Source organism: Micromonospora sp. NPDC000121, from assembly GCF_042899165.1.
GTDB lineage: Bacteria > Actinomycetota > Actinomycetes > Mycobacteriales > Micromonosporaceae > Micromonospora.
In genome coordinates, this window is record NZ_JBIAZP010000006.1 from 200530 (window position 1) to 218391 (window position 17862).

A 17862-nucleotide genomic window follows, 5' to 3' on the forward strand; every position below is an offset into this window, starting at 1 on the left:
CTCACTCCTCACACTCAGGGTGCCGTCCTGCTTGGCGGCCGCGGGGCTCGCAGGTCCGCTCCTCGCGCTCACGGTTGCTCGGGGCGGCGGGCGGTCGGGGGCTCGACCACCTGGCGGCCCTGCCCGGACACCGGGCAGCTCGACCGCACCGGGCAGACCCGGCACTTCGAGTTGGCGACCGCGGCGAACGTGGCGGCGGCCATCGTATCGGCGGTGCGCCGTACCAGCGCGGTCGCCCAGCCGGCCTCCGGGCCCTCCCCGGCCGGCGGCTGGCTCTGTTCCTTCGCGTCCTTCGCCCCGGTGCCGAGCTGCACCAGCGCCGCCCCGCCGGACTCCTCGCCGAACTCGGCGAACGCCCCTGCCTCGACCGCCGCCTGGTACGCGCCGAGCTGCGGGTGCTCGGCCAGGTCGTTCGCGGTGACCGCGGTGGACTTCCCGGTCTTCAGGTCGATCACGACCAGCCGGCCGTCGGCGTCGACCTCCAGCCGGTCCACCCGGCCGACCAGCTCGACGGGCCGGTGCGGGTCGTCGAGGCGCACCGCGAACTCGTGCTCGATCGCGAGCAGCCGGCGCGGATTGGCCGCCAGCCAGCGCAGCAGCTTGTCGACCATCGCCTCGGCGCGGGCCCGCTCGGGCCCGACCATCCAGCGGGCGGCCAGCTCGATCACGTCGAACCGGGCGGCGACGTAGTCCAGCAGGGCACCCCGGTCGGCGCTGGCGTCCTCGGCGAGCATCGCGGCGGCGTGCACGAGGTTGCCGACCCCCTGGGCGGCGCTGGCCGGGGCGCTGCCGCCGTGCCGCTCCAGCAGCCAGCGCAGGCTGCACCGCAGCGCGCTCTCCATGCCCGACGGGGTGACCCGGACGGGCTCCCCCTCGTCGACGAGCGGGCGGTCGTCGGAGAGCTGCCGCAGCCCCCACCAGTCGTCGGGGTGCGCGCCGGCCACCCCGGCGGCCGCGAGGCGGGCCAGCTCGACCGCCGCCGCCTGCCGCCGGGTGTAGGGCGCGTCCGGGTCGCTGACGGCCGTACGCAGCTCCGCCACCAGCGCCGGCAGGGTGAGCGCGCGGGGCGGCCGGCTCACCGGCAACGTCCCCGGCCGGTCCGGTTCCTCCTCGGCCGCCACCGGGTCGTCGCCCACCGGCGCCGCCCCGGCTCCCGGCCGGTCCGGGCCGGACCCGCCGGGCGTCGATCCCGCCCGCGCCGGCTCGGCCGGGGCCGGTGCCGCGGGGTCACCGGCCTGCGACGGCCCGGCCGGGGCCTGGCCCGCCGGCTCCCCGCCCGGAGTCGACCCCCGCGGGACCGGCCCCGCCGCGCCCGGTCCGGCCGGCGACGGCCCGGCCGGGGGCGGGCCCGCCGGGTCCGGCCGGCCGGGGGGCGGGGGGCCGTCGTCCGGCGCGGGCGGGTCGGTGGGGCCCAGCTCGTAGAGGAATCGGCTCGGCTGTTCCTCGTGGTCGTCGCCACCGACGGCGGCGGAGGCGACCGCGCTGACCAGCAGCCGGCGCCGGGCGCGGGTGACCGCCACGTGGAACAGCCGCCGCTCCTCGTCCAACAGCGCCGAGGTCTGCCCGACCAGGGTGGCCACCGTGCCGGCGCCGGCCGCCCGGCCGGCGAGCAGGTCGACCAGCCGCTCGGAGCCGAGCAGGCTGCCGCGCAGCCGCAGGTCGGGCCAGACGCCCTCCTGCACCCCGGCGACCGCCACCAGGTCCCACTCCAGCCCCTTGGCGGCGTGCGCGGTGAGCAGCCGGACCGCCTCGCCCCGGTCGGCGGTGGGGGCGATCGTGTCGGCCGGCAGGTCCTGACCGAGGACGTGGTCGAGGAAGACCTCGGTACGCGCGCCGGGCAGCCGATCGGTGAACCGGGCCGCCGCGTCGAAGAGCACCATCACGGCGTCGAGGTCCCGGTCGGCGGCCTCGGCGCGCCGGCGACGGGCGACGTCCCCCTCGCCGGCCACCGTCTGGCCCCGGCCGATCGCGGCGGACCACAGCTCGGCCAGCCCGCTGGCCCGCCAGACCGCCCACAGCACGTCCTCCGCCGTGGCGCCGGGCCGGGCGGCGGTCTCCCGGGCGACGGCCAGCAGGCCGGCCACCGTCTGCGCCGGCTCCGCCCAGCGCCGCTCGATCCCGGCCAGCTCGGCAGGGTCGCGCAGCGCCTCGACGATCAGCTCGCCCGAGGGCCGGCGGTCACCGGCGGCCAGCGCCAGGGCGCGCAGCCCCTGCCGCAGCCGCCGCTCGGCCAGCGGATCGGCGCCGCCGAGCGGCGAGTGCAGCAGGGCGACGGCGGCCTCCTCGTCGAGCCGCTCGGGCTCCAGGGCGCAGCGCAACAGGAGCAGCAACGGCGCGACCGCCGGTTGCAGGTGCAGCGGCAGGTCCTCGCCGTGCACCACGGTGGGCACCCCGGCGGCGTGCAGCGCGCGTTGCAGCGAGGGCAGTTGCCGCCCGGTGGAGCGCACCAGCACGGCCATCTCCGACCACGGCACGCCGCCGAGCAGGTGCGCCTCGCGCAGGGCGTGGGCCAGCCAGGCCGCCTCGCTGGTGGCCGAGCGGAAGGTGCGTATCTCCACCGAGCCGGGCGGCGCGTCGGGCAGCGGGTGCAGCCTGCGGTGCGCCGCCGGGCCGCGCAGCCGCCGCGCCAGCCGGCCGGACGCGGCGAGCAGCCGGGGGCCGGCCCGGTAGGAGGTGGTCAGCACCACCTGCGCCGCCGGCGCCCCGGAGGCGGTGCGGAAGCGGTGCGGGAACGCGGTCACCACGGCGGGGTCCGCGCCGCGGAAGGCGTACGTGGACGAATCCGGGTCGGCGAACGCGACGAGGGGCTTGCCGCCGCCGGCCACCGTCGCCAGTAGCTCCTGCTGGGCGGGGTCGGTGTCGGCCAGCTCGTCGACGTAGACGTACGCCAGCCGGCGGCGCTCGGCCGCGAGCAGTTCGGGGTCGTCGAGCAGCATCCCGGTGGCGGCCCGGACCAGCTCGGCCGGGTCGTACGCGACGGAGCCGCGGTTGCTGACGTCGCGCAGGGCGAGCACGGCGACGTACTCCCGGAGGAAGCGCGCGGCGGCCGGCCAGTCGGCGCGGCCGAGCTTCTCGCCGAGCCGGGCCAGCTCGACGGGGCCGACGCCGCGCTCGGCGGCGCGCATCAGGAGATCGCGCAGCTGCGCCGCGAAGGCCCGGGTGCGCAGCGCGGGGCGCAGGTCCTCCGGCCAGCCGACCGGGTCGTCGCCCGGTTCCTCGCCGACCACGTCGAGCAGCTCGCGGATGATCAGATCCTGCTCGGGACCGGTGAGCAGCCGGGGCGACGGCTCGCCCCGCTCGGCCGCGGCCCGGCGCAGCAGCCCGAACGCGTACGCCGGGAAGGTGCGCACCAGCGGCTCGCGCAGCACGCGGTGCCCGCCGCCGGCCGCCCGGGCCTCGATCCGCTGGCGCAGCGCGGTGGCGCCCCGGCGGCCGAAGGTGAGCACCAGGATCCGCTCCGGGTCGACGCCCTCGGCCACCCGCGCGGCGACCGCCTCGACCAGGGTGCTGGTCTTGCCCGTGCCGGGACCGCCGAGCACCAGCATGGGCCCGTCGGTGTGCGCGACGACCTCCGCCTGGCGCGGGTCGCTCAGCCGCGCCGTCCCACGGTGCGCGTCACCGCCGGCCGGTCCACCGGACCGCCCGTCCCCCCGGGCCGGCCCGCCGGACCGGTGGCCCTCCGGGGCCGCCTCGGCGGGCCGGCGCACCAGCCGGTACGCCTGCATCCCCTCATCCCACCACGCCGGTACGACACCCCCACCCCGCCACCCCGGCCCGCACTGCCTCGCGGGAACGACTCGCGTCGATCACGAGGTCGGCCGCACGGTTCGCCCCTTTCGTCCCCGCCGACCTCGTGACCGGCGGAGCGGCCGGGGCGGGCACGCGCGGCCGGGTCAGGTGAGGCGGAGTTCCAGGGTGTCCAGGGCGGCGGGGACCGTGTCGGTCACCGTGAGCAGGCCCAGCCCGGCGGGCTTGAGGAAGGTCTGGTCGGCCAGGGCGCGCAGCCAGTCGAGCATCGGGCGGTAGAAGCCGTCGGTGTCGACCAGCACCATCGGCTTGGCGTGCAGGGCGAGCGTCGCGGTCGTCCAGATCTCGAACAGCTCGTCGAGGGTGCCGAGGCCGCCGGGCAGGGTGAGGAACGCGTCCGACTTGTCGATCATCAAAGTCTTACGGCTGGCCATCGAGCCGGTGACGAGCAGTTCGTCCGACGCCAGGTCGGCGACCTCCAGGTCGACCAGCGACTGCGGGATGATCCCGATCGTCCGCCCGCCGGCGGCCCGCGCGCCGTCCGCCAGCGCGCCCATCATGCCGACGCACCCACCGCCGCTGACCAGCGTGTGCCCGCGCCGGGCGATCTCCGCGCCCGTCTCGGCCGCGAGGTCCAGCCAGCGCCGGTCGAGCGTACGGGAGGAGGCGCAGAACACGCAGATCGCCGCCACGCCTCAGCGCTCCCCGCTCGCGTCGCCCGCCCGGCGGGGCCCGGCCGACGCGGCCCCGCCCGACGCACCGCCACCCGCCGCGCCACCGCCCGACGTGGCGTCGCCGGTCACGTCGGCGCCGCCCGCCGATCCGGCGCCGTTCGCCGCCCCGGCCGCGGCGGCGGCCTGCTGTTCGGCGGCGGCGACGGCGACCGCCTCCTCGCGGACCGCGTCCTGCTCGACGGAGAGGGCGGCCTCGGCCTCCACGATGTGCCGGACCGCCGCGTCGACGTCGTCGGTCACGCAGATCAGTTCCAGGTCGACCGACCCGATCTTGCCGTCGGCCGCCATCGTGTCGCGGAGCCAGTCGAGCAGGCCACGCCAGTAGTCGGCGCCCATCAGCACCACGGGGAACCGGGTGACCTTGCCCGTCTGCACGAGGGTGAGCGCCTCGAAGAGCTCGTCCATGGTGCCGAATCCGCCGGGGAGCACGACGAACGCCTGCGCGTACTTGACGAACATCGTCTTGCGGGCGAAGAAGTAGCGGAAGTCGATGGCCAGGTCGACCCAGTCGTTGAGGCCCTGCTCGAAGGGGAGCTCGATGCCGAGCCCCACGGAGAGCCCGCCCGCCTCGCTGGCGCCCCGGTTGGCCGCCTCCATCACGCCGGGCCCGCCGCCGGTGATCACCGCGTAGCCGGCCCGGGCCAGGGCCCCGCCCAGCGCCTCCGCCAGCCGGCACTCCGGGCTCTCCGGCCGGCTCCGGGCGGAGCCGAAGACGCTGACCGCCGGGGGCAGGTCGGCGAGGGTGTCGAAGCCCTCCACGAACTCGGAGAGGATGCGCAGGGCCCGCCAGGCGTCCTTGGTCTTCCAGTCGCCGCGCCCCCGGGAGTCGAGCAGGCGCTGGTCGGCGGTGCTGCTCGTGATCGCCTGCCGGCGCAGCGTCACGGCGCCCCGGTGCCGTTCCCGTCCCGGCTCGCGGCCGGCCTCGCGCCCGTTGCTCTGACCCATGGAAGCAACCGTAGTGGAGCGACACCCGTCGGGCGCGCGGGGCGACGAGCCCGGAAATTAGTTCCGGATCATGGGCAACTAATTCGGTCGCCCGCACGTCTTACTATTCACATACCGGGTATGCCCGGCGCGCGCCTTCGGGGGAGGAGCCAGCGTGATCAGCAACAGCGAGATGATCCGGATCCGGCGACAGATGCAGCGCCGGATCCGCGACGTGGTGGCCGAGCGCCGCCGCGCCCGTCTGATGGAGCCGTCCGCCGCCGACCACGGCGGCCCGGCCGACGCCCGACCCACCGCCGACGCGTCCGTCACCGTCTGACCGCACCACCGTCCGACCGCACCGACGACACGCGACCGGGAGGCTCGCGTCACCGGGCACCACCCGGCCGACGCGGACCTCCCGGTCGCGCATGGGCAGGCCGCCGGGGCGACCGGCAGGCGGCAGGACGACCCCGGGGAGGCCGTCAGGCGGGGGCGAGCCAGCGGTGCAGCGTGGCGGCGCCGTCCCGGATCTTGCTGATCTCGACGTGCTCGTCCGGGTGGTGGGCCAGGTTCGGGTCGCCGGGACCGAAGTTCAGGGCCGGGATGCCCATCGCCGCGAACCGGGCCACGTCCGTCCAGCCCAGCTTGCCGATCGGGGCGGCGCCGACCGCCGCGAGGAACTCCCGGGCCGGGGCCGCCTCCAGCCCGGGCGGGGCGCCGGCGGCCGAGTCGGTGACCCGCACGTCGAAGCCGGCGAAGACCTCCCGCAGGTGCGCCTCGGCCTCGGCCGGCGTACGGTCCGGCGCGAACCGGTAGTTGACCTCGACCTCGCACCGGTCCGGCACCACGTTGCCGGCCACGCCGCCGTTGATGCGGACCGCGTTCATCCCCTCCCGGTAGTCGCAGCCGTCGATGGTGACGCGCCGCGCCTCGTACCGGGCCAGCCGGTCGAGCACCTCGCCCGCCGCGTGGATCGCGTTCACCCCGTGCCACGAGCGGGCCGAGTGGGCGCGTACGCCGGTGGTGGTGACGACGGACCGCATGGTGCCCTGGCAGCCGGCCTCGACGATCCCGTACGTCGGCTCCAGCAGCACCGCGAAGTCCGCCTCCAGCCACTCCGGGTGCGCTTCGGCGACGAGGAACAGGCCGTTGTACTTCGACTCGATCTCCTCGGCCTCGTAGAAGAAGTACGTCACGTCGTAGCGCGGGTCCGGCAGCGTCACCGCCAGGTGCAGCGCGTACGCCACCCCGGACTTCATGTCGGAGGTGCCGCAGCCGTACATCAGGTCGCCGCGCATGCTCGACGGGAAGTTGTTGTTCAGCGGCACCGTGTCCAGGTGGCCGGCGAGCACGATCCGCTGGTCCCGACCCAGGTCGGTCCGCGCCATCACCGTGTTGCCGTGCCGGTAGGTGGTCAGGTGCGGCACGCCCCGCAGCACCTCCTCCACGCAGTCGGCGATGGCCTTCTCGTTGAGGGACACGGACTCTATGTCGACCAGCGCACGGGTCAGGGCCACCGGATCGGCCAGGACCTCGGGGGTCAGCGGGTTCTCCATGCTTCGCACGGTACCGTCAGGTCGGGTGGGCGCGAGGAGCGAGCGTTCCCCGGGCGGCCGGCGTGGGACGCGGCCGCGCGGGGGCGCGAGGGGAACCCGACCCGCAGCCGCGAACGAGAGGTGAATCAGTGACGTCCGAATCCGCCTGGGGCATCGGCCTGGCCACCGTGACCGCTGAAGACCAGGTGCTCGACGCCTGGTACCCGACCGGCAAGCTGGGGCTCGGCGAGCTGCCGCTGGTCGCCGGCGAGGACGAGGCGGACGTGCTGGACCTGCCGCCGGGGGCGGTCGGCGACCGGGCGCTGCCCGGGCTGCGTACCGTCCAGGTGGTCACCGTGATCGGCTCGCTGGACGACCCGATCAAGGACGCCGCCGACGCGTACCTGCGGCTGCACCTGCTCTCCCACCGCCTGGTGCGGCCCAACGAGCTGAACCTCGACGGCATCTTCGGCAAGCTGGCGAACGTCGCGTGGACGTCCGCCGGGCCGTGCCCGCCGGAGCGGGTGGACGAGCTGCGGGTCATCGAGCGGGCCGCGGGCCGCCACCTGGCCGTCTACGGGGTGGACAAGTTCCCCCGGATGACCGACTACGTGGTGCCGTCGGGCGTGCGGATCGCCGACGCGGACCGGGTGCGGCTCGGCGCGCACCTCGCCGCCGGCACCACCGTGATGCACGAGGGCTTCGTGAACTTCAACGCCGGCACGCTCGGCACCTCGATGGTGGAGGGGCGGATCGTGCAGGGCGTGGTGGTCGGCGACGGCTCCGACATCGGCGGCGGCGCCTCCATCATGGGTACCCTCTCGGGCGGCGGCACCGAGAGGGTGCGCATCGGCGAGCGGAGCCTGATCGGCGCGAACGCCGGCGTCGGCATCTCGCTCGGCGACGACTGCGTGGTGGAGGCGGGCTGCTACGTCACCGCCGCCTCCAAGATCACCCTGCCCGACGGCCGGGTGGTCAAGGCCCTGGAGCTCTCCGGCGTGGACGGGCTGATGTTCTGGCGCAACTCGGTCACCGGGGCGCTGGAGGCGAAGCAGCGCACCGGCCGGGGCATCGAGCTGAACGCCGCCCTGCACGCCAACGACTGACGGCCGCCCCGCCGGGCCCGCGGTCGGCCGCGGACCCGGCGGGGGTACGCCTCACCGCAGGCGGTACGCCTGGATGACGCGCTGGGTGACCGTGTTGCCGGCGGTGTCCCGGGCGGTGGCCCGCAGCGAGACGTGTCCCGTGCCGGCCGGGTGCCGCACGGTGGCCGTCCAGCCGTCCCCGCCCGGCCGGACCCGGGCCGGCTGCCACGTCTTCCCGCCGTCGTAGGAGACGTCGACGGTCAACGCGGCCACCCGGGCCGACGGTGCGCCCGGCTGCCGCTGCACCTGGACCGGGATCGCGAAGGTGCGCCCGGCCGGGGCCGCATGGTCCTGGTCGAGCCGGGGCGCGAAGCGGATCGCCGACGCCGGCAGCGCGGCCGGTTCGTCCTCGGCGACGTGCCGGGACCGGAACGTCCACGTCGCCGCCACCTCGGTGGCGAGGTCGGTGAAGCTCCGCTTCGACAGCACCTCCACCCGGTAGTCCGCCGCGCCGGGCGGCACCTCGAACTGGCCGTACGCCGGATCCGGGGTCTCCCCGACCAGCACCCCGTCGCGGTAGAGGGCGGTGCGGGCGGTGTCGGCGACGGAGCCGCCCGGGTGCCCCTCGGCGTCAGTGTGCAGCGGCAGGCTCACCTCGACGCGGTCGCCCTGGCGGGTGATCCCGGCCACCGGGAACGATGGCCCGTACGGCGCTCCGTTCCAGCTCTCCCGGTAGTGCCGGCCGGCCCGCAGGCTCCGCTCCTCGGAGAACAGCACCGCCTTGACGTCGGTCCAGCCGTCCTCGGTCGGCACCCCGAAGTCCAGCTCGGACGACCAGCGCACGCCCCGGGTGTTGTAGCGCTCGACCCGCTGCCCCGGCGCGGCGGTGGGCAGGACGACGGCCCAGCCGCCGACGTCGGGCTCCCGGTGCGGGAAGACCACGCGCTCGGCGACCATGCCGGGGGGTCCGCCCCGGAACCGGTGGGTGACGGTGGCCAGGTCCTCCGCCCGGTAGTGCCGGACGAAGCCGGTCGGCATCCGGCCGGGCACCGCCTCGCTCAGCGCGTAGAGGTAGGGGCTGCTGGCGGCCTCCAGGTCGGCCAACTGACTGCTGATCGTGGCGACGAAGCGCTCCCCGGGCACCGACGGGCCGAGACCGGCGCTGAAGAGACCCTCGAAGTCGAAGGCCAGCAGGCCGAAGCTGTAGCTGCCCTCGTCGGTGAAGAAGTTCGCGCCGATGTCGACCAGCACCGGGGTGGCCGAGCGCTCCGGAACGCTCATCCGGACCGGCTTGCCCCGTCGGGCGTCCACCGTGACCCGCGTGTCCCCGGCGACCACCAACTCCGGCTGGGCGAACTGCGTGACCCCGGCGAACCGCTCGCCGTCCACCTCGAACACGAGGCTGTTCAGCCCGTACCGGCCCTTCGGCAGCCGCAGCTCGGCGGTGCCGTCCGGGTCGTACAGGTCGTACGGGGTGCGCCCGTCCAGCGAGACCAAGGTGGTGCCGTGCTCCGCGGCGGCCCCGCCGGCGCGGTTCAGGTGCTCGACCGTCACGGTGTAGCTCTCCACCTCCCGGTGCACGGCCAGCGGGGTGACCACCGCCACCGTGCCGCCGCTGCGGGCGACGACCCGACCGCTGTAGTGGCCGTCCGGGCCGTCGACCCGGGTGTCGGCGGTGACGGCGGCACTCGCCGTGCCGCCCGCCGGCACGCTGAGCCGGGTCGCGCCGAGGGTGAACATGCCGGCCGGGGCCGGCTTGCCGTCCGGGCCGGTCGCCTCGACGGCCAGGTCCAGGGTGACGGCGGCCGGGCCGTCGTTGTGCCAGGTCACGGTGCGGGTGACCGGGGTGTCGTCGTCGTGCGGCCAGAGCGCCCGGCCGAAGGAGACACTCGCTGGGTCGCTGGTCACCGCCTGGGTGACGGCGCGGGCCACGTCGACCCGCCCGGCCCCCTGCTGGTACGCGGTCAGCCCGGCATGGGGCTTCGCCGAGGCCATCAGGGCGGCCTTGAGCCGGCCGGCCGTCCAGCCGGTGTGCTGCTGGGCCAGCAGCGCCGCCGCGCCGGCGACGTGCGGGGCGGCCATCGACGTGCCGGACAGGGCGACGTACCCGTCCCCGGCCGGCTCGCCGATCACCCCGTCCCGGCTGCGGGCCGCGACGATCCCCACGCCGGGGGCGGTGATGTCCGGCTTGAGCCCGTCGTCGCCGACGCGGGGTCCACGGCTGGAGAAGCCGGCGAGGTCGTCGTCCCGGTCGACGGCGCCCACCGAGAGGGCGGCGTCGGCGGTGCTGGGGGAACTGACCGGGGCGAAGGTGCCGCTGTTGCCGGCGGAGACCACGAAGAGGGCGCCGGTCTGCGCGGTGAGCGTGTTGACGGCCTCCTCCAGCGGGTCGACCTCCGGGGTGTCGAAGCCGCCGAGACTCAGGTTGATCACGTCCGCCCGCTGCTCGACGGCCGCCCACTGCATGCCGGCGAGGATCGCCGACTCGGGGCAGCCGAACGTCTCACAGACCTTGCCGTCGAGCAGCGTCGCGTCGGGGGCCACGCCCCGGTGCCGGCCGCCGGAGGCGGTGCCGCCGCCGGCGATGATCGAGGCGACGTGGGTGCCGTGCCCGACCACGTCGCCCGACGCGGTCTCCTCGGTGAAGTTGCGGGCCTGCGCCACCCGGCCGGCCAGGTCCGGGTGCGTGGCGTCGACGCCGGTGTCCAGCACCGCCACCCGCACGCCCCGACCGGTGAACCCGGCCTGATGGGCGGCCGGCGCGCCGATCTGCGGCACGCTGCGGTCGAGGGTGATCCGCCGCCGGCCGTCGAGCCAGATCCGGGCGACACCCCCCGCCGCGCCGACCCGCGCCCCGGCGGCGGTGACCGCCGCCCACACCTCGCCGGCCCGGGCCTTGGCCGCCGTCCCGGCGACCCCGCCCACGGCGGGCAACTCGCGGGTGACGGTCACCCCGGCCGGCGCCGCCGCACGCCGGGCCGCGCCCGACCGGCCGGTGACCAGCACCGGCAGGTCGTCGCGCCGGGCGTCGTCGTAGCCGGCCTCGATCAGCCCGGTGACGTCGAACAGCCGCCGGTCGACCCGCCCCGCCTGGATCAGCGCCACCGCGTCCTGCGGCACGACACTGAGCCGCCCCTGCTCGCGGCGGGTCAGGAAGCGGATCTTCTCGCGCCCCGGCCCGGGACGCACACTTGCCCCGGCGCCGGTGACGGTGACCCGGTCCCCGGTGAGCAGGGTGACGGTGCTGGGACGGCTGCCCGGCTGCGGCGTCGGGGCGACGCCGGCGGTCGGGTCAGGACCGGCGGGGCCGGCGGGCGCCTGGGCCACGGCCATCCCCGGCGTCCCGAGCACCAGGCCGAGCACGAGACCGAGACCGGCCAGTTTTCTTCTTCGCTGCAACGGATCCTCCTCGTCGGGCGTTACTACCTGTGGAGAGACGTGCATTGACGGTCATCATATTTACATACCGGGTATGCAGAATAAAGACGCGAAGATGACGGACCAGCCAACGGATGCGCCCGACCGTCGGGATGATCGACCGGTGACCTCCATGAAGGAACGCATGCTGGCCGGCGAGCCGTACATCGCCAACGAGCCGGAGATCCTCGCCGACCTGGACCGCGCCGCGCGGCTGATGGAACGCTTCAACACCAGCCCCGCGGCCGACCCCGAGGGCCGGCTCGCGGCCCTGCGCGACCTGCTCGGCGAGGTGGGCGAGGAGACCTGGGTGCGGCCGCCCTTCCACTGCGACTACGGCCGGCAGATCCGGATCGGGCCGCGCAGCTTCGTCAACTTCAACGCGGTCTTCCTCGACGTCGCCCCGATCACCATCGGCGCCGACGTCCAGATCGGACCGAACGTGCAACTGCTCACCCCCACCCACCCCGTCGAGCCGGGGCCGCGCCGCGACAAGTGGGAGGCGGCCAAGCCGATCACCATCGGCGACAACGTCTGGCTCGGCGGCGGGGCGATCGTGCTCGCCGGCGTCACCATCGGGGAGAACACCGTCGTCGGCGCGGGCGCCGTCGTGACGAAGGACCTGCCGGCCAACGTCGTCGCTCTGGGCAACCCGGCCCGCGTCGTACGCCAGCTCGACTGACCCCGGTCAGGCCCTACCACCTGCGCAAACGTCCATCCGCGGCTGTCGCGGACGACCCCGTCCACGGCACTGTGGGTGGTGACGTCGTCAGGCCGGCGGCGGCTCGTCGAGCCGGACGACCAGGTCCGCGGCGTGCGCGGTGCCCGCCACCAGGGCGGCGTTGGCCTCGTCGCTGCCCGTCGCCCAGGCCCGGGCCTGCTCCGCCGACCGCCCGTACGCCTGGTGCCGGGCGGTCAGCCGGCGCAGCCGCAGCTCGGCGTCCAGGTCGAGGAACCACGTCTCGTGCAGCAACGACCGCACCTCGTCCCAGGGCGGCGCGTCCACCAGCAGGTAGTTGCCCTCGGTGACGACCAGCCGTACCGACGGCGGCACCTCGATCGCCCCGGCCACCGGCTCCTCCAGGTCCCGCCGGAACGCCGGCGCGTAGACCGCGGTCGGCTCCAGCCGGCGCAGGCGCCGCAGCATCGAGACGTAGCCGTTGGCGTCGAACGTGTCGATGGCGCCCTTGCGCTCCGCCCGGCCCAGCCGGTGCAGCTCGGCCTGGGCCAGGTGGAAGCCGTCCATCGGCACCAGCCGGGCGGCCGGGCCGATCTCGTCGACGATCCGCTCCGCCAGCGTGGACTTCCCCGCGCCGGGCGCTCCGGCGATGCCGAGCAGCTGTCGCGGGCCGGCGTCGGCGAGGGCGCGCGCCCGCGCGACCAACTCGTCGGCCCCGACGACCCGGGCGGTCGTCATCAGCGGAGGACCGGCTCGCTGATCGAGAACCGCGCCTGCACCGCCGCCTGCACGGTCTGCGGCTGCGGGTCGAGCTCCAGCTCCGGCGGCCCGCCCTCGGCGCCGCCCGTCCCGTACGCCATCCGGCTCATCATGGGCCGCTCCGCCGCGCCCACGTCGGCCAGCTCGATCAGGGCGGTCACCCGGGCGCCGAGCGCCTCCGCGTACTCGCGGGCGCGCAGCAGCGCGTCGGCGATCGCGGCATGCCGGGCCTCCCGGTGGGCCGGGCTGTCCGGCCGCAGCGACCACCACGGCCCGGCCACCTCGACCTGGTCCTGGTCGGCCAGGCGCAGCATCAGGTCGCCGAGCGCGGTGAAGTCGCTGACCGTCACGGTGGTCGCCACGCTGCCGTGGTACGCGATCACCCGCTCGCCGGAGCGCTTGGTCTCCGGCCGGACCCGCAGCTCGCCGGTCTCCCGCCGGTCGATGGCGGGGCCGTAGCCGTCGAGCAGCACCCGGACGGCGGCGGCCCGCTCGGCCAGCCGGGTCAGGGTGGCCTCCCGCTCCCGGTCGCGGGCCGTGGCGGTCACCGTGAACCGGGCGATCTCGGGAGGGACCTCCCGGTACGCCTCGCCGCGCACCGCCACCACCGGCCCGTCCACCATGCCCTCACCCTAACCGCGCGCCCGTCCGCCACGCGCGGGAAGCAACGCGGACGACGAGCGGCCGACGTGCCGCGGTGCGCCGCCGACCGTCCTGGCCCCCGGTGTGCGGGCGCAGGGGATCTGCCGGGCGGTGCGCCCCCGTCAGGCGGGGTCGGCGGGCGCCGGGAGGTGGCCGGTGTAGGCGACCGTGTCGGGCCCGACCCGGCAGCCGGTGAGGTGCCCGCCCGCCTCGCCCAGCGCCAGCAGGTACGCGAGTTCGTCGGCGTGGTCCCCGTCGGTCGGGAACTCCCGCCGGGACGCGTGCAGGTCCCGGTCGAGCAGGGCCATCCGCAGGTCGCGGGCCTGCCGGTAGCCCCCGACGAGCGCGTCCAGGTCGTCGCGGGCCAACGCCGCCGACAACTCGTCCAGGAAGGCGCGCACCCGGTCGAGCTGCCGGACGACCTGCTCGCGGTTGTGGAACAGCATGTCCGCGGTCCGCTTCGCCGGCGTGCCGGCGATCCGGGTGCCGTCCCGGAAGCTGCCCGCGGCGAGCCCGAGCACGGCGTCCCGGACGTCCGACCGGGCCACCGCGCCGGCGAGGCTGCCGGCCAGCAGGTGGGGGACGTGGGACGACAGGGCCACCACCGCGTCGTGCACGGACGGGGACATCGGCACGACCCGGGCCGCGAAGACGTCCACGACGAGGCCGGCCAGGAGCCGGAACGCGTCGATGCCCTCCGGCGCCGGGCAGAGCACCCAGGCCGCCCCCTCGAACAGCGCCGGCACGGCGGCGGTCAGCCCGAACCGTTCCGTGCCGGCCATCGGGTGCCCGGGGACGAACCGGCCGGTCAGGCCGTGCTCGACGGCGAAGGCCGCCAACCCGCCCTTGGTGCTGCCCACGTCGGTGACCACGCAGCCCTCGGCCGTGTGGGCGGCGACGGTGACCAGGGCGTCCGGCAGGGTCGGCAGTGGCCCGCCGAGGAACACCAGGTCGCGGTCGCGCACCGCCTCGACCAGCTCGTCGGCGAAGGCGATCCCCCGCCGACGGCCCTCCGCCCGGGTGGCCTCGTCGGGATCCCAGCCGGCGACGTCGACGCCCGCCTCGTGCAGCCGCACCAGGATCGATCCGCCGATGAGGCCGGTGCCCACCACGGCGGCCCGCAACGGCCCGCCGGGTCTCTCACGCATCAGGCACCTCGGCGTTCCGGTCGGTACATGTCGAGGACGCCGGCCGTGCCTCAGCCGCGCAGCCGGCCGGCGACCGCCGCCACGTGCGCGTCGGACGCGGTCAGCGCCACCCGGACGTGCTGCCCGCCGCTCGGGCCGTAGAGGGCGCCGGCGGCGGCCAGGATGCCCCGGCGGGCCAGCCAGTCGACCGTCTCCCAGCAGTCCTCGCCCCGGGTCAGCCAGAGGTAGAGGCCCGCCTCGGAGTGCTCGACGGTGAAGCCGGCCCCGGTGAACGCGGCGTGCAGGATCTCCCGCCGGGCCCGGTAGCGCTCCCGCTGCTCGTCGGCGTGCCGCTCGTCGCGCAGCGCGGCCACCATCGCGGCCTGCACCGGCGCGGGCACGATCATCCCGGCGTGCTTGCGGACCTTGAGCAGCTCGGCCACCAGCGCCGGATCGCCGGCGACGAACCCGGCCCGGTAGCCGGCCAGGTTGGACCGCTTGGAGAGCGACTGCACCGCCAGCACGCCGTCGTACGACCCGCCGCAGACCTCGGGCGAGAGCACCGAGACCGGCTCGGCGGACCAGCCCAGAGGCAGGTAGCACTCGTCGCTGGCGACCACCGCGCCGCGCTCCCGGGCCCAGTCGACCACCTTGCGCAGGTGGGCCGCCGGCAGCACCCGCCCCGTCGGGTTGCCCGGCGAGTTGACCCAGACCAGGCGTACCCGGGGGGTGGGGCCGACCGCGGTCAGCGAGTCGGCGCGCACGACGGTGGCCCCGGCGAGCCGGACCCCGTCCTCGTACGTCGGGTAGGCGACCGACGGCACCACGACGACGTCACCGGGGCCCACCCCGAGCAGGGTGGGCAGCCAGGCGACGAGTTCCTTGGAGCCGATCGTCGGCAGCACGCCGAGGCCGTCGACGCCCGCCCCGCAGGCCCGCGCGACCCAGGCGGCGATCGCCTCGCGCAACGCTGGCGTGCCCGCGGTCAGCGGGTAGCCCGGGGCGTCCGACGCCTCGGCGAGCGCCCGCCGGATCACCTCGGGCACCGGATCGACCGGCGTGCCCATGGAGAGGTTGATCAGGCCCTCCGGGTGCGCCGCGGCCAGCGCGGCCGCGGCGTCCAGGGTGTCCCAGGTGAACTCGGGCAGCCGCGACGAGACCGGCACGGGGCGGCTCAGTGGCCCTCGCCGCGCGGCGGCTGCGCGGCGACGAAGGACGCGTCCTTCTCCACCTTGCCGATCTTCGAGGCGCCACCGGGCGAGCCCAGGTCCTCGAAGAACTCGTAGTTGGCGCCGGTGTAGTCCTTCCACTGCTCCGGGACGTCGTCCTCGTAGAAGATCGCCTCGACCGGGCAGACGGGCTCACAGGCACCACAGTCGACGCACTCGTCGGGGTGGATGTAGAGCATCCGGTTGCCCTCGTAAATGCAGTCGACCGGGCACTCCTCGATGCATGCCTTGTCGAGCACATCCACGCACGGCTCGGCGATGATGTAGGTCACCGGTCTTCTCCTCCGCAAGACACGCCGCGATCACCCGCGACGGTAAGAGCCTAGTATCTCGCCGGGGAGGGGGTCGATCGTGCTCCGACAGCAGGATGTGGGACACCGGATCGTGGTTCGCCGGATTGTGGGGATTCGCGAAGGCCGGCCCCTCTTCTCGGACGCTCTCGGCGAGCTGGTCGAGCTGAGCGAGACCCATCTCACTCTCGCCACCGCCCAGGGCCGGCTCCGGGTCCCGGTGGCCGAGGTGCACCGGGCCAAGCGGGTGCCGCCGACCCGCCGGCCCACCGCCGCGGCCGTGGTCGAGCTGGAGCTGGCCGCCGACGAGGCGTGGCCCGCCGCCGTCCGGGATCGCCTCGGGGAGTGGCTGCTGCGCGCCGCCGACGGCTGGACCGGCCGGGCCAACTCGGCGCTGCCGGTGGGCGATCCGGACCGGCCGCTGCCCGCCGCGCTCGACGCGGTGGAGCGCTGGTACGCCGACCTCGGCCAACCGGCCCTGGTCAACACCCCGCTGCCGCTCGCCGCCCCGGTCGGCGCCGAGCTGGACGCGCGGGGCTGGGGCAGCCGGCCGCCCGTGCTGGTGCAGACCGTGCCGCTGGCGGGACTGCCGCCGGCCGCGCCGGCGCCCGCCGGGTCACCGCCGGTCGAGCTGGCCGCCGCACCCTCGGACGACTGGCTCGCCGTCGCCGCGGGCCGCAAGGGCGGCCTGCCGGACGCCGCCCGGCACGTGCTCACCGCCGTGGACCAGGTCCGCTTCGCCCACGTGTACGCCGACGGCACGCTGCTCGCCATCGGCCGCGGCACGGTCACCGGGCCGGGGCGCTGGCTCGGGCTCAGCCTCATCGAGGTGCGGCCCGAGGCGAGGCGGCAGGGCCTGGCGGGCCGGATGATCCGGGCGCTCGCCGACTGGGGCGCCGCCACCGGCGCCTCGCGCGCCTTCCTCCAGGTCGAGCAGCGCAACACCCCGGCGGTGGCCCTCTACCGCACCCTCGGCTTCACCACCCACCACACCTACGTGACCCGCACCGCCCCGCACTGACCGCGCGACGCCCCCGCCCGCCCACCAAACTCGGCGATCTTGCACCTTCCGCCCCGACATCCTCCGCGAATCATGGGCACAAACTGCAAGACCGCGGGCGGAAGGGTGGGGATGGGTGCGCGGGTCAGCGACGGACGACCTTGCGGGGCTTGGTGACCTTCAGTTCGGCGTACCGCTTGAGGGACTGCGAGCGGTGGTCGAGGCCGAGCGCCGTGAGGAGCAGGTAGCCGAGCAGCACCCCGACGCCGGTGGCCGCGAGGTAGAGCCAGATCTGGGCGAAGAAGGTGCCCGCGCCCCCGCCGAACGGGTTCTCCCCTACCAGCAGCGGCCCGACCAGCACCGTCAACAGCAGCGCGATGCCGACCGCGGCGGCCATGTCGGACCCCCAGGCGGCGACCGGCTGACGCCTGCCCCAGAGGAAGGCGACCGCCGCCAGCACCAACCCGATCACCGCGAACATCCCCAGCGACACCCGGTCGGCGACGGCGGTGTCGTCACCGTCGAAGCCGAACCGGATGACCAGCCGGGCGACCACGTTGACCGCGAACAGCGCGACCGCGAGCACCCCGATCGCGCGCCACCGCTCCCTCATCGCACGCCTCCCGCCGTACCGCCCGCCTCGGCGGCGGGCTTCCTGGCAGGAATATCTACCACCGGAACCTGTGTGTCG

General features: G+C 75.8%; 14 protein-coding genes and 1 pseudogene. 4 read left to right on the plus strand and 11 right to left on the minus strand.

Going from position 1 to position 17862, the window contains the following annotated elements; translation table 11 throughout:
• Positions 1 to 68: 68 nt before the first annotated feature.
• The 3 genes and pseudogenes from ACFY23_RS19230 to ACFY23_RS19240 all read right to left on the minus strand — a co-directional run.
• Positions 69 to 3725: an ATP-dependent DNA helicase gene (locus ACFY23_RS19230; RefSeq protein ID WP_350682299.1), complete on the minus strand. Its 3657-nt coding sequence runs from the start codon at positions 3723 to 3725 to the stop codon at positions 69 to 71.
• Positions 3726 to 3893: 168 nt separating this feature from the next.
• Positions 3894 to 4439, minus strand: a complete 546-nt coding sequence (locus tag ACFY23_RS19235) for a TIGR00730 family Rossman fold protein (RefSeq protein ID WP_350682301.1) — start codon at positions 4437 to 4439, stop codon at positions 3894 to 3896.
• Positions 4440 to 4586: 147 nt separating this feature from the next.
• Positions 4587 to 5426, minus strand: a pseudogene (locus ACFY23_RS19240) (TIGR00730 family Rossman fold protein); the annotation flags it as partial.
• A 154-nt stretch (positions 5427 to 5580) separates the two neighbouring features.
• Here ACFY23_RS19240 and ACFY23_RS19245 point away from each other — a divergent pair.
• Positions 5581 to 5745 (plus strand): hypothetical protein, encoded by a 165-nt coding sequence (locus ACFY23_RS19245; protein ID WP_350682303.1) that lies wholly within the window; start codon positions 5581 to 5583, stop codon positions 5743 to 5745.
• Positions 5746 to 5890: 145 nt separating this feature from the next.
• On the opposite strand, the gene dapE is transcribed toward ACFY23_RS19245, so the two are convergent.
• Positions 5891 to 6964, minus strand: a complete 1074-nt coding sequence (gene dapE, locus ACFY23_RS19250; protein WP_350682305.1) for a succinyl-diaminopimelate desuccinylase — start codon at positions 6962 to 6964, stop codon at positions 5891 to 5893.
• 128 nt (positions 6965 to 7092) lie between these two features.
• Between dapE and dapD the strand changes: the two genes are divergently transcribed.
• Complete coding sequence (gene dapD / locus ACFY23_RS19255) at positions 7093 to 8049, plus strand: 2,3,4,5-tetrahydropyridine-2,6-dicarboxylate N-succinyltransferase (RefSeq protein WP_350682307.1); 957 nt, start codon at positions 7093 to 7095, stop codon at positions 8047 to 8049.
• A 51-nt stretch (positions 8050 to 8100) separates the two neighbouring features.
• Here dapD and ACFY23_RS19260 read toward each other — a convergent pair whose 3' ends face one another.
• A complete protein-coding gene (locus ACFY23_RS19260; protein WP_350818997.1) occupies positions 8101 to 11472 on the minus strand; it encodes a S8 family serine peptidase in 3372 nt (1123 codons plus the stop codon).
• Between the two features lie 97 nt (positions 11473 to 11569).
• On the opposite strand from ACFY23_RS19260, the gene ACFY23_RS19265 reads away from it, so the two are divergent.
• On the plus strand, positions 11570 to 12127 hold the full coding sequence (locus tag ACFY23_RS19265) for a sugar O-acetyltransferase (protein ID WP_350684591.1): 558 nt from the start codon (positions 11570 to 11572) through the stop codon (positions 12125 to 12127).
• A gap of 87 nt (positions 12128 to 12214) precedes the next feature.
• On the opposite strand, the gene ACFY23_RS19270 is transcribed toward ACFY23_RS19265, so the two are convergent.
• From ACFY23_RS19270 to fdxA, 5 genes are all read right to left on the minus strand, one after another.
• On the minus strand, positions 12215 to 12862 hold the full coding sequence (locus ACFY23_RS19270) for a nucleoside/nucleotide kinase family protein (RefSeq protein ID WP_350684590.1): 648 nt from the start codon (positions 12860 to 12862) through the stop codon (positions 12215 to 12217).
• Complete coding sequence (locus ACFY23_RS19275) at positions 12862 to 13506, minus strand: SIMPL domain-containing protein (protein WP_350684589.1); 645 nt, start codon at positions 13504 to 13506, stop codon at positions 12862 to 12864. The genes ACFY23_RS19270 and ACFY23_RS19275 overlap by 1 nt, the downstream gene beginning before the upstream one ends.
• Positions 13507 to 13647: 141 nt before the next feature.
• On the minus strand, positions 13648 to 14673 hold the full coding sequence (locus ACFY23_RS19280; protein WP_350684588.1) for a prephenate dehydrogenase/arogenate dehydrogenase family protein: 1026 nt from the start codon (positions 14671 to 14673) through the stop codon (positions 13648 to 13650).
• 50 nt (positions 14674 to 14723) lie between these two features.
• Positions 14724 to 15830: a succinyldiaminopimelate transaminase gene (gene dapC / locus ACFY23_RS19285; RefSeq protein ID WP_350819012.1), complete on the minus strand. Its 1107-nt coding sequence runs from the start codon at positions 15828 to 15830 to the stop codon at positions 14724 to 14726.
• On the minus strand, positions 15827 to 16153 hold the full coding sequence (gene fdxA / locus ACFY23_RS19290) for a ferredoxin (protein ID WP_089005361.1): 327 nt from the start codon (positions 16151 to 16153) through the stop codon (positions 15827 to 15829). Before fdxA ends, dapC begins: the two co-directional genes overlap by 4 nt.
• Before the next feature lie 79 nt (positions 16154 to 16232).
• On the opposite strand from fdxA, the gene ACFY23_RS19295 reads away from it, so the two are divergent.
• Positions 16233 to 17192, plus strand: a complete 960-nt coding sequence (locus ACFY23_RS19295) for a GNAT family N-acetyltransferase (RefSeq protein WP_350684587.1) — start codon at positions 16233 to 16235, stop codon at positions 17190 to 17192.
• A gap of 124 nt (positions 17193 to 17316) precedes the next feature.
• On the opposite strand, the gene ACFY23_RS19300 is transcribed toward ACFY23_RS19295, so the two are convergent.
• On the minus strand, positions 17317 to 17784 hold the full coding sequence (locus tag ACFY23_RS19300; protein ID WP_350684586.1) for a hypothetical protein: 468 nt from the start codon (positions 17782 to 17784) through the stop codon (positions 17317 to 17319).
• Positions 17785 to 17862 lie beyond the last annotated feature (78 nt).

Excerpts from the sequence above, each read along its gene's own strand:
- ACFY23_RS19230 (WP_350682299.1), bottom strand. The coding sequence starts at position 3,725 with ATGCAGGCGTACCGGCTGGTGCGCCGGCCCGCCGAGGCGGCCCCGGAG.
- dapE (WP_350682305.1), bottom strand. The coding sequence starts at position 6,964 with ATGGAGAACCCGCTGACCCCCGAGGTCCTGGCCGATCCGGTGGCCCTG.
- ACFY23_RS19260 (WP_350818997.1), bottom strand. The coding sequence starts at position 11,472 with ATGCACGTCTCTCCACAGGTAGTAACGCCCGACGAGGAGGATCCGTTG.
- ACFY23_RS19270 (WP_350684590.1), bottom strand. The coding sequence starts at position 12,862 with ATGACGACCGCCCGGGTCGTCGGGGCCGACGAGTTGGTCGCGCGGGCG.
- ACFY23_RS19275 (WP_350684589.1), bottom strand. The coding sequence starts at position 13,506 with ATGGTGGACGGGCCGGTGGTGGCGGTGCGCGGCGAGGCGTACCGGGAG.
- ACFY23_RS19280 (WP_350684588.1), bottom strand. The coding sequence starts at position 14,673 with ATGCGTGAGAGACCCGGCGGGCCGTTGCGGGCCGCCGTGGTGGGCACC.
- ACFY23_RS19300 (WP_350684586.1), bottom strand. The coding sequence starts at position 17,784 with ATGAGGGAGCGGTGGCGCGCGATCGGGGTGCTCGCGGTCGCGCTGTTC.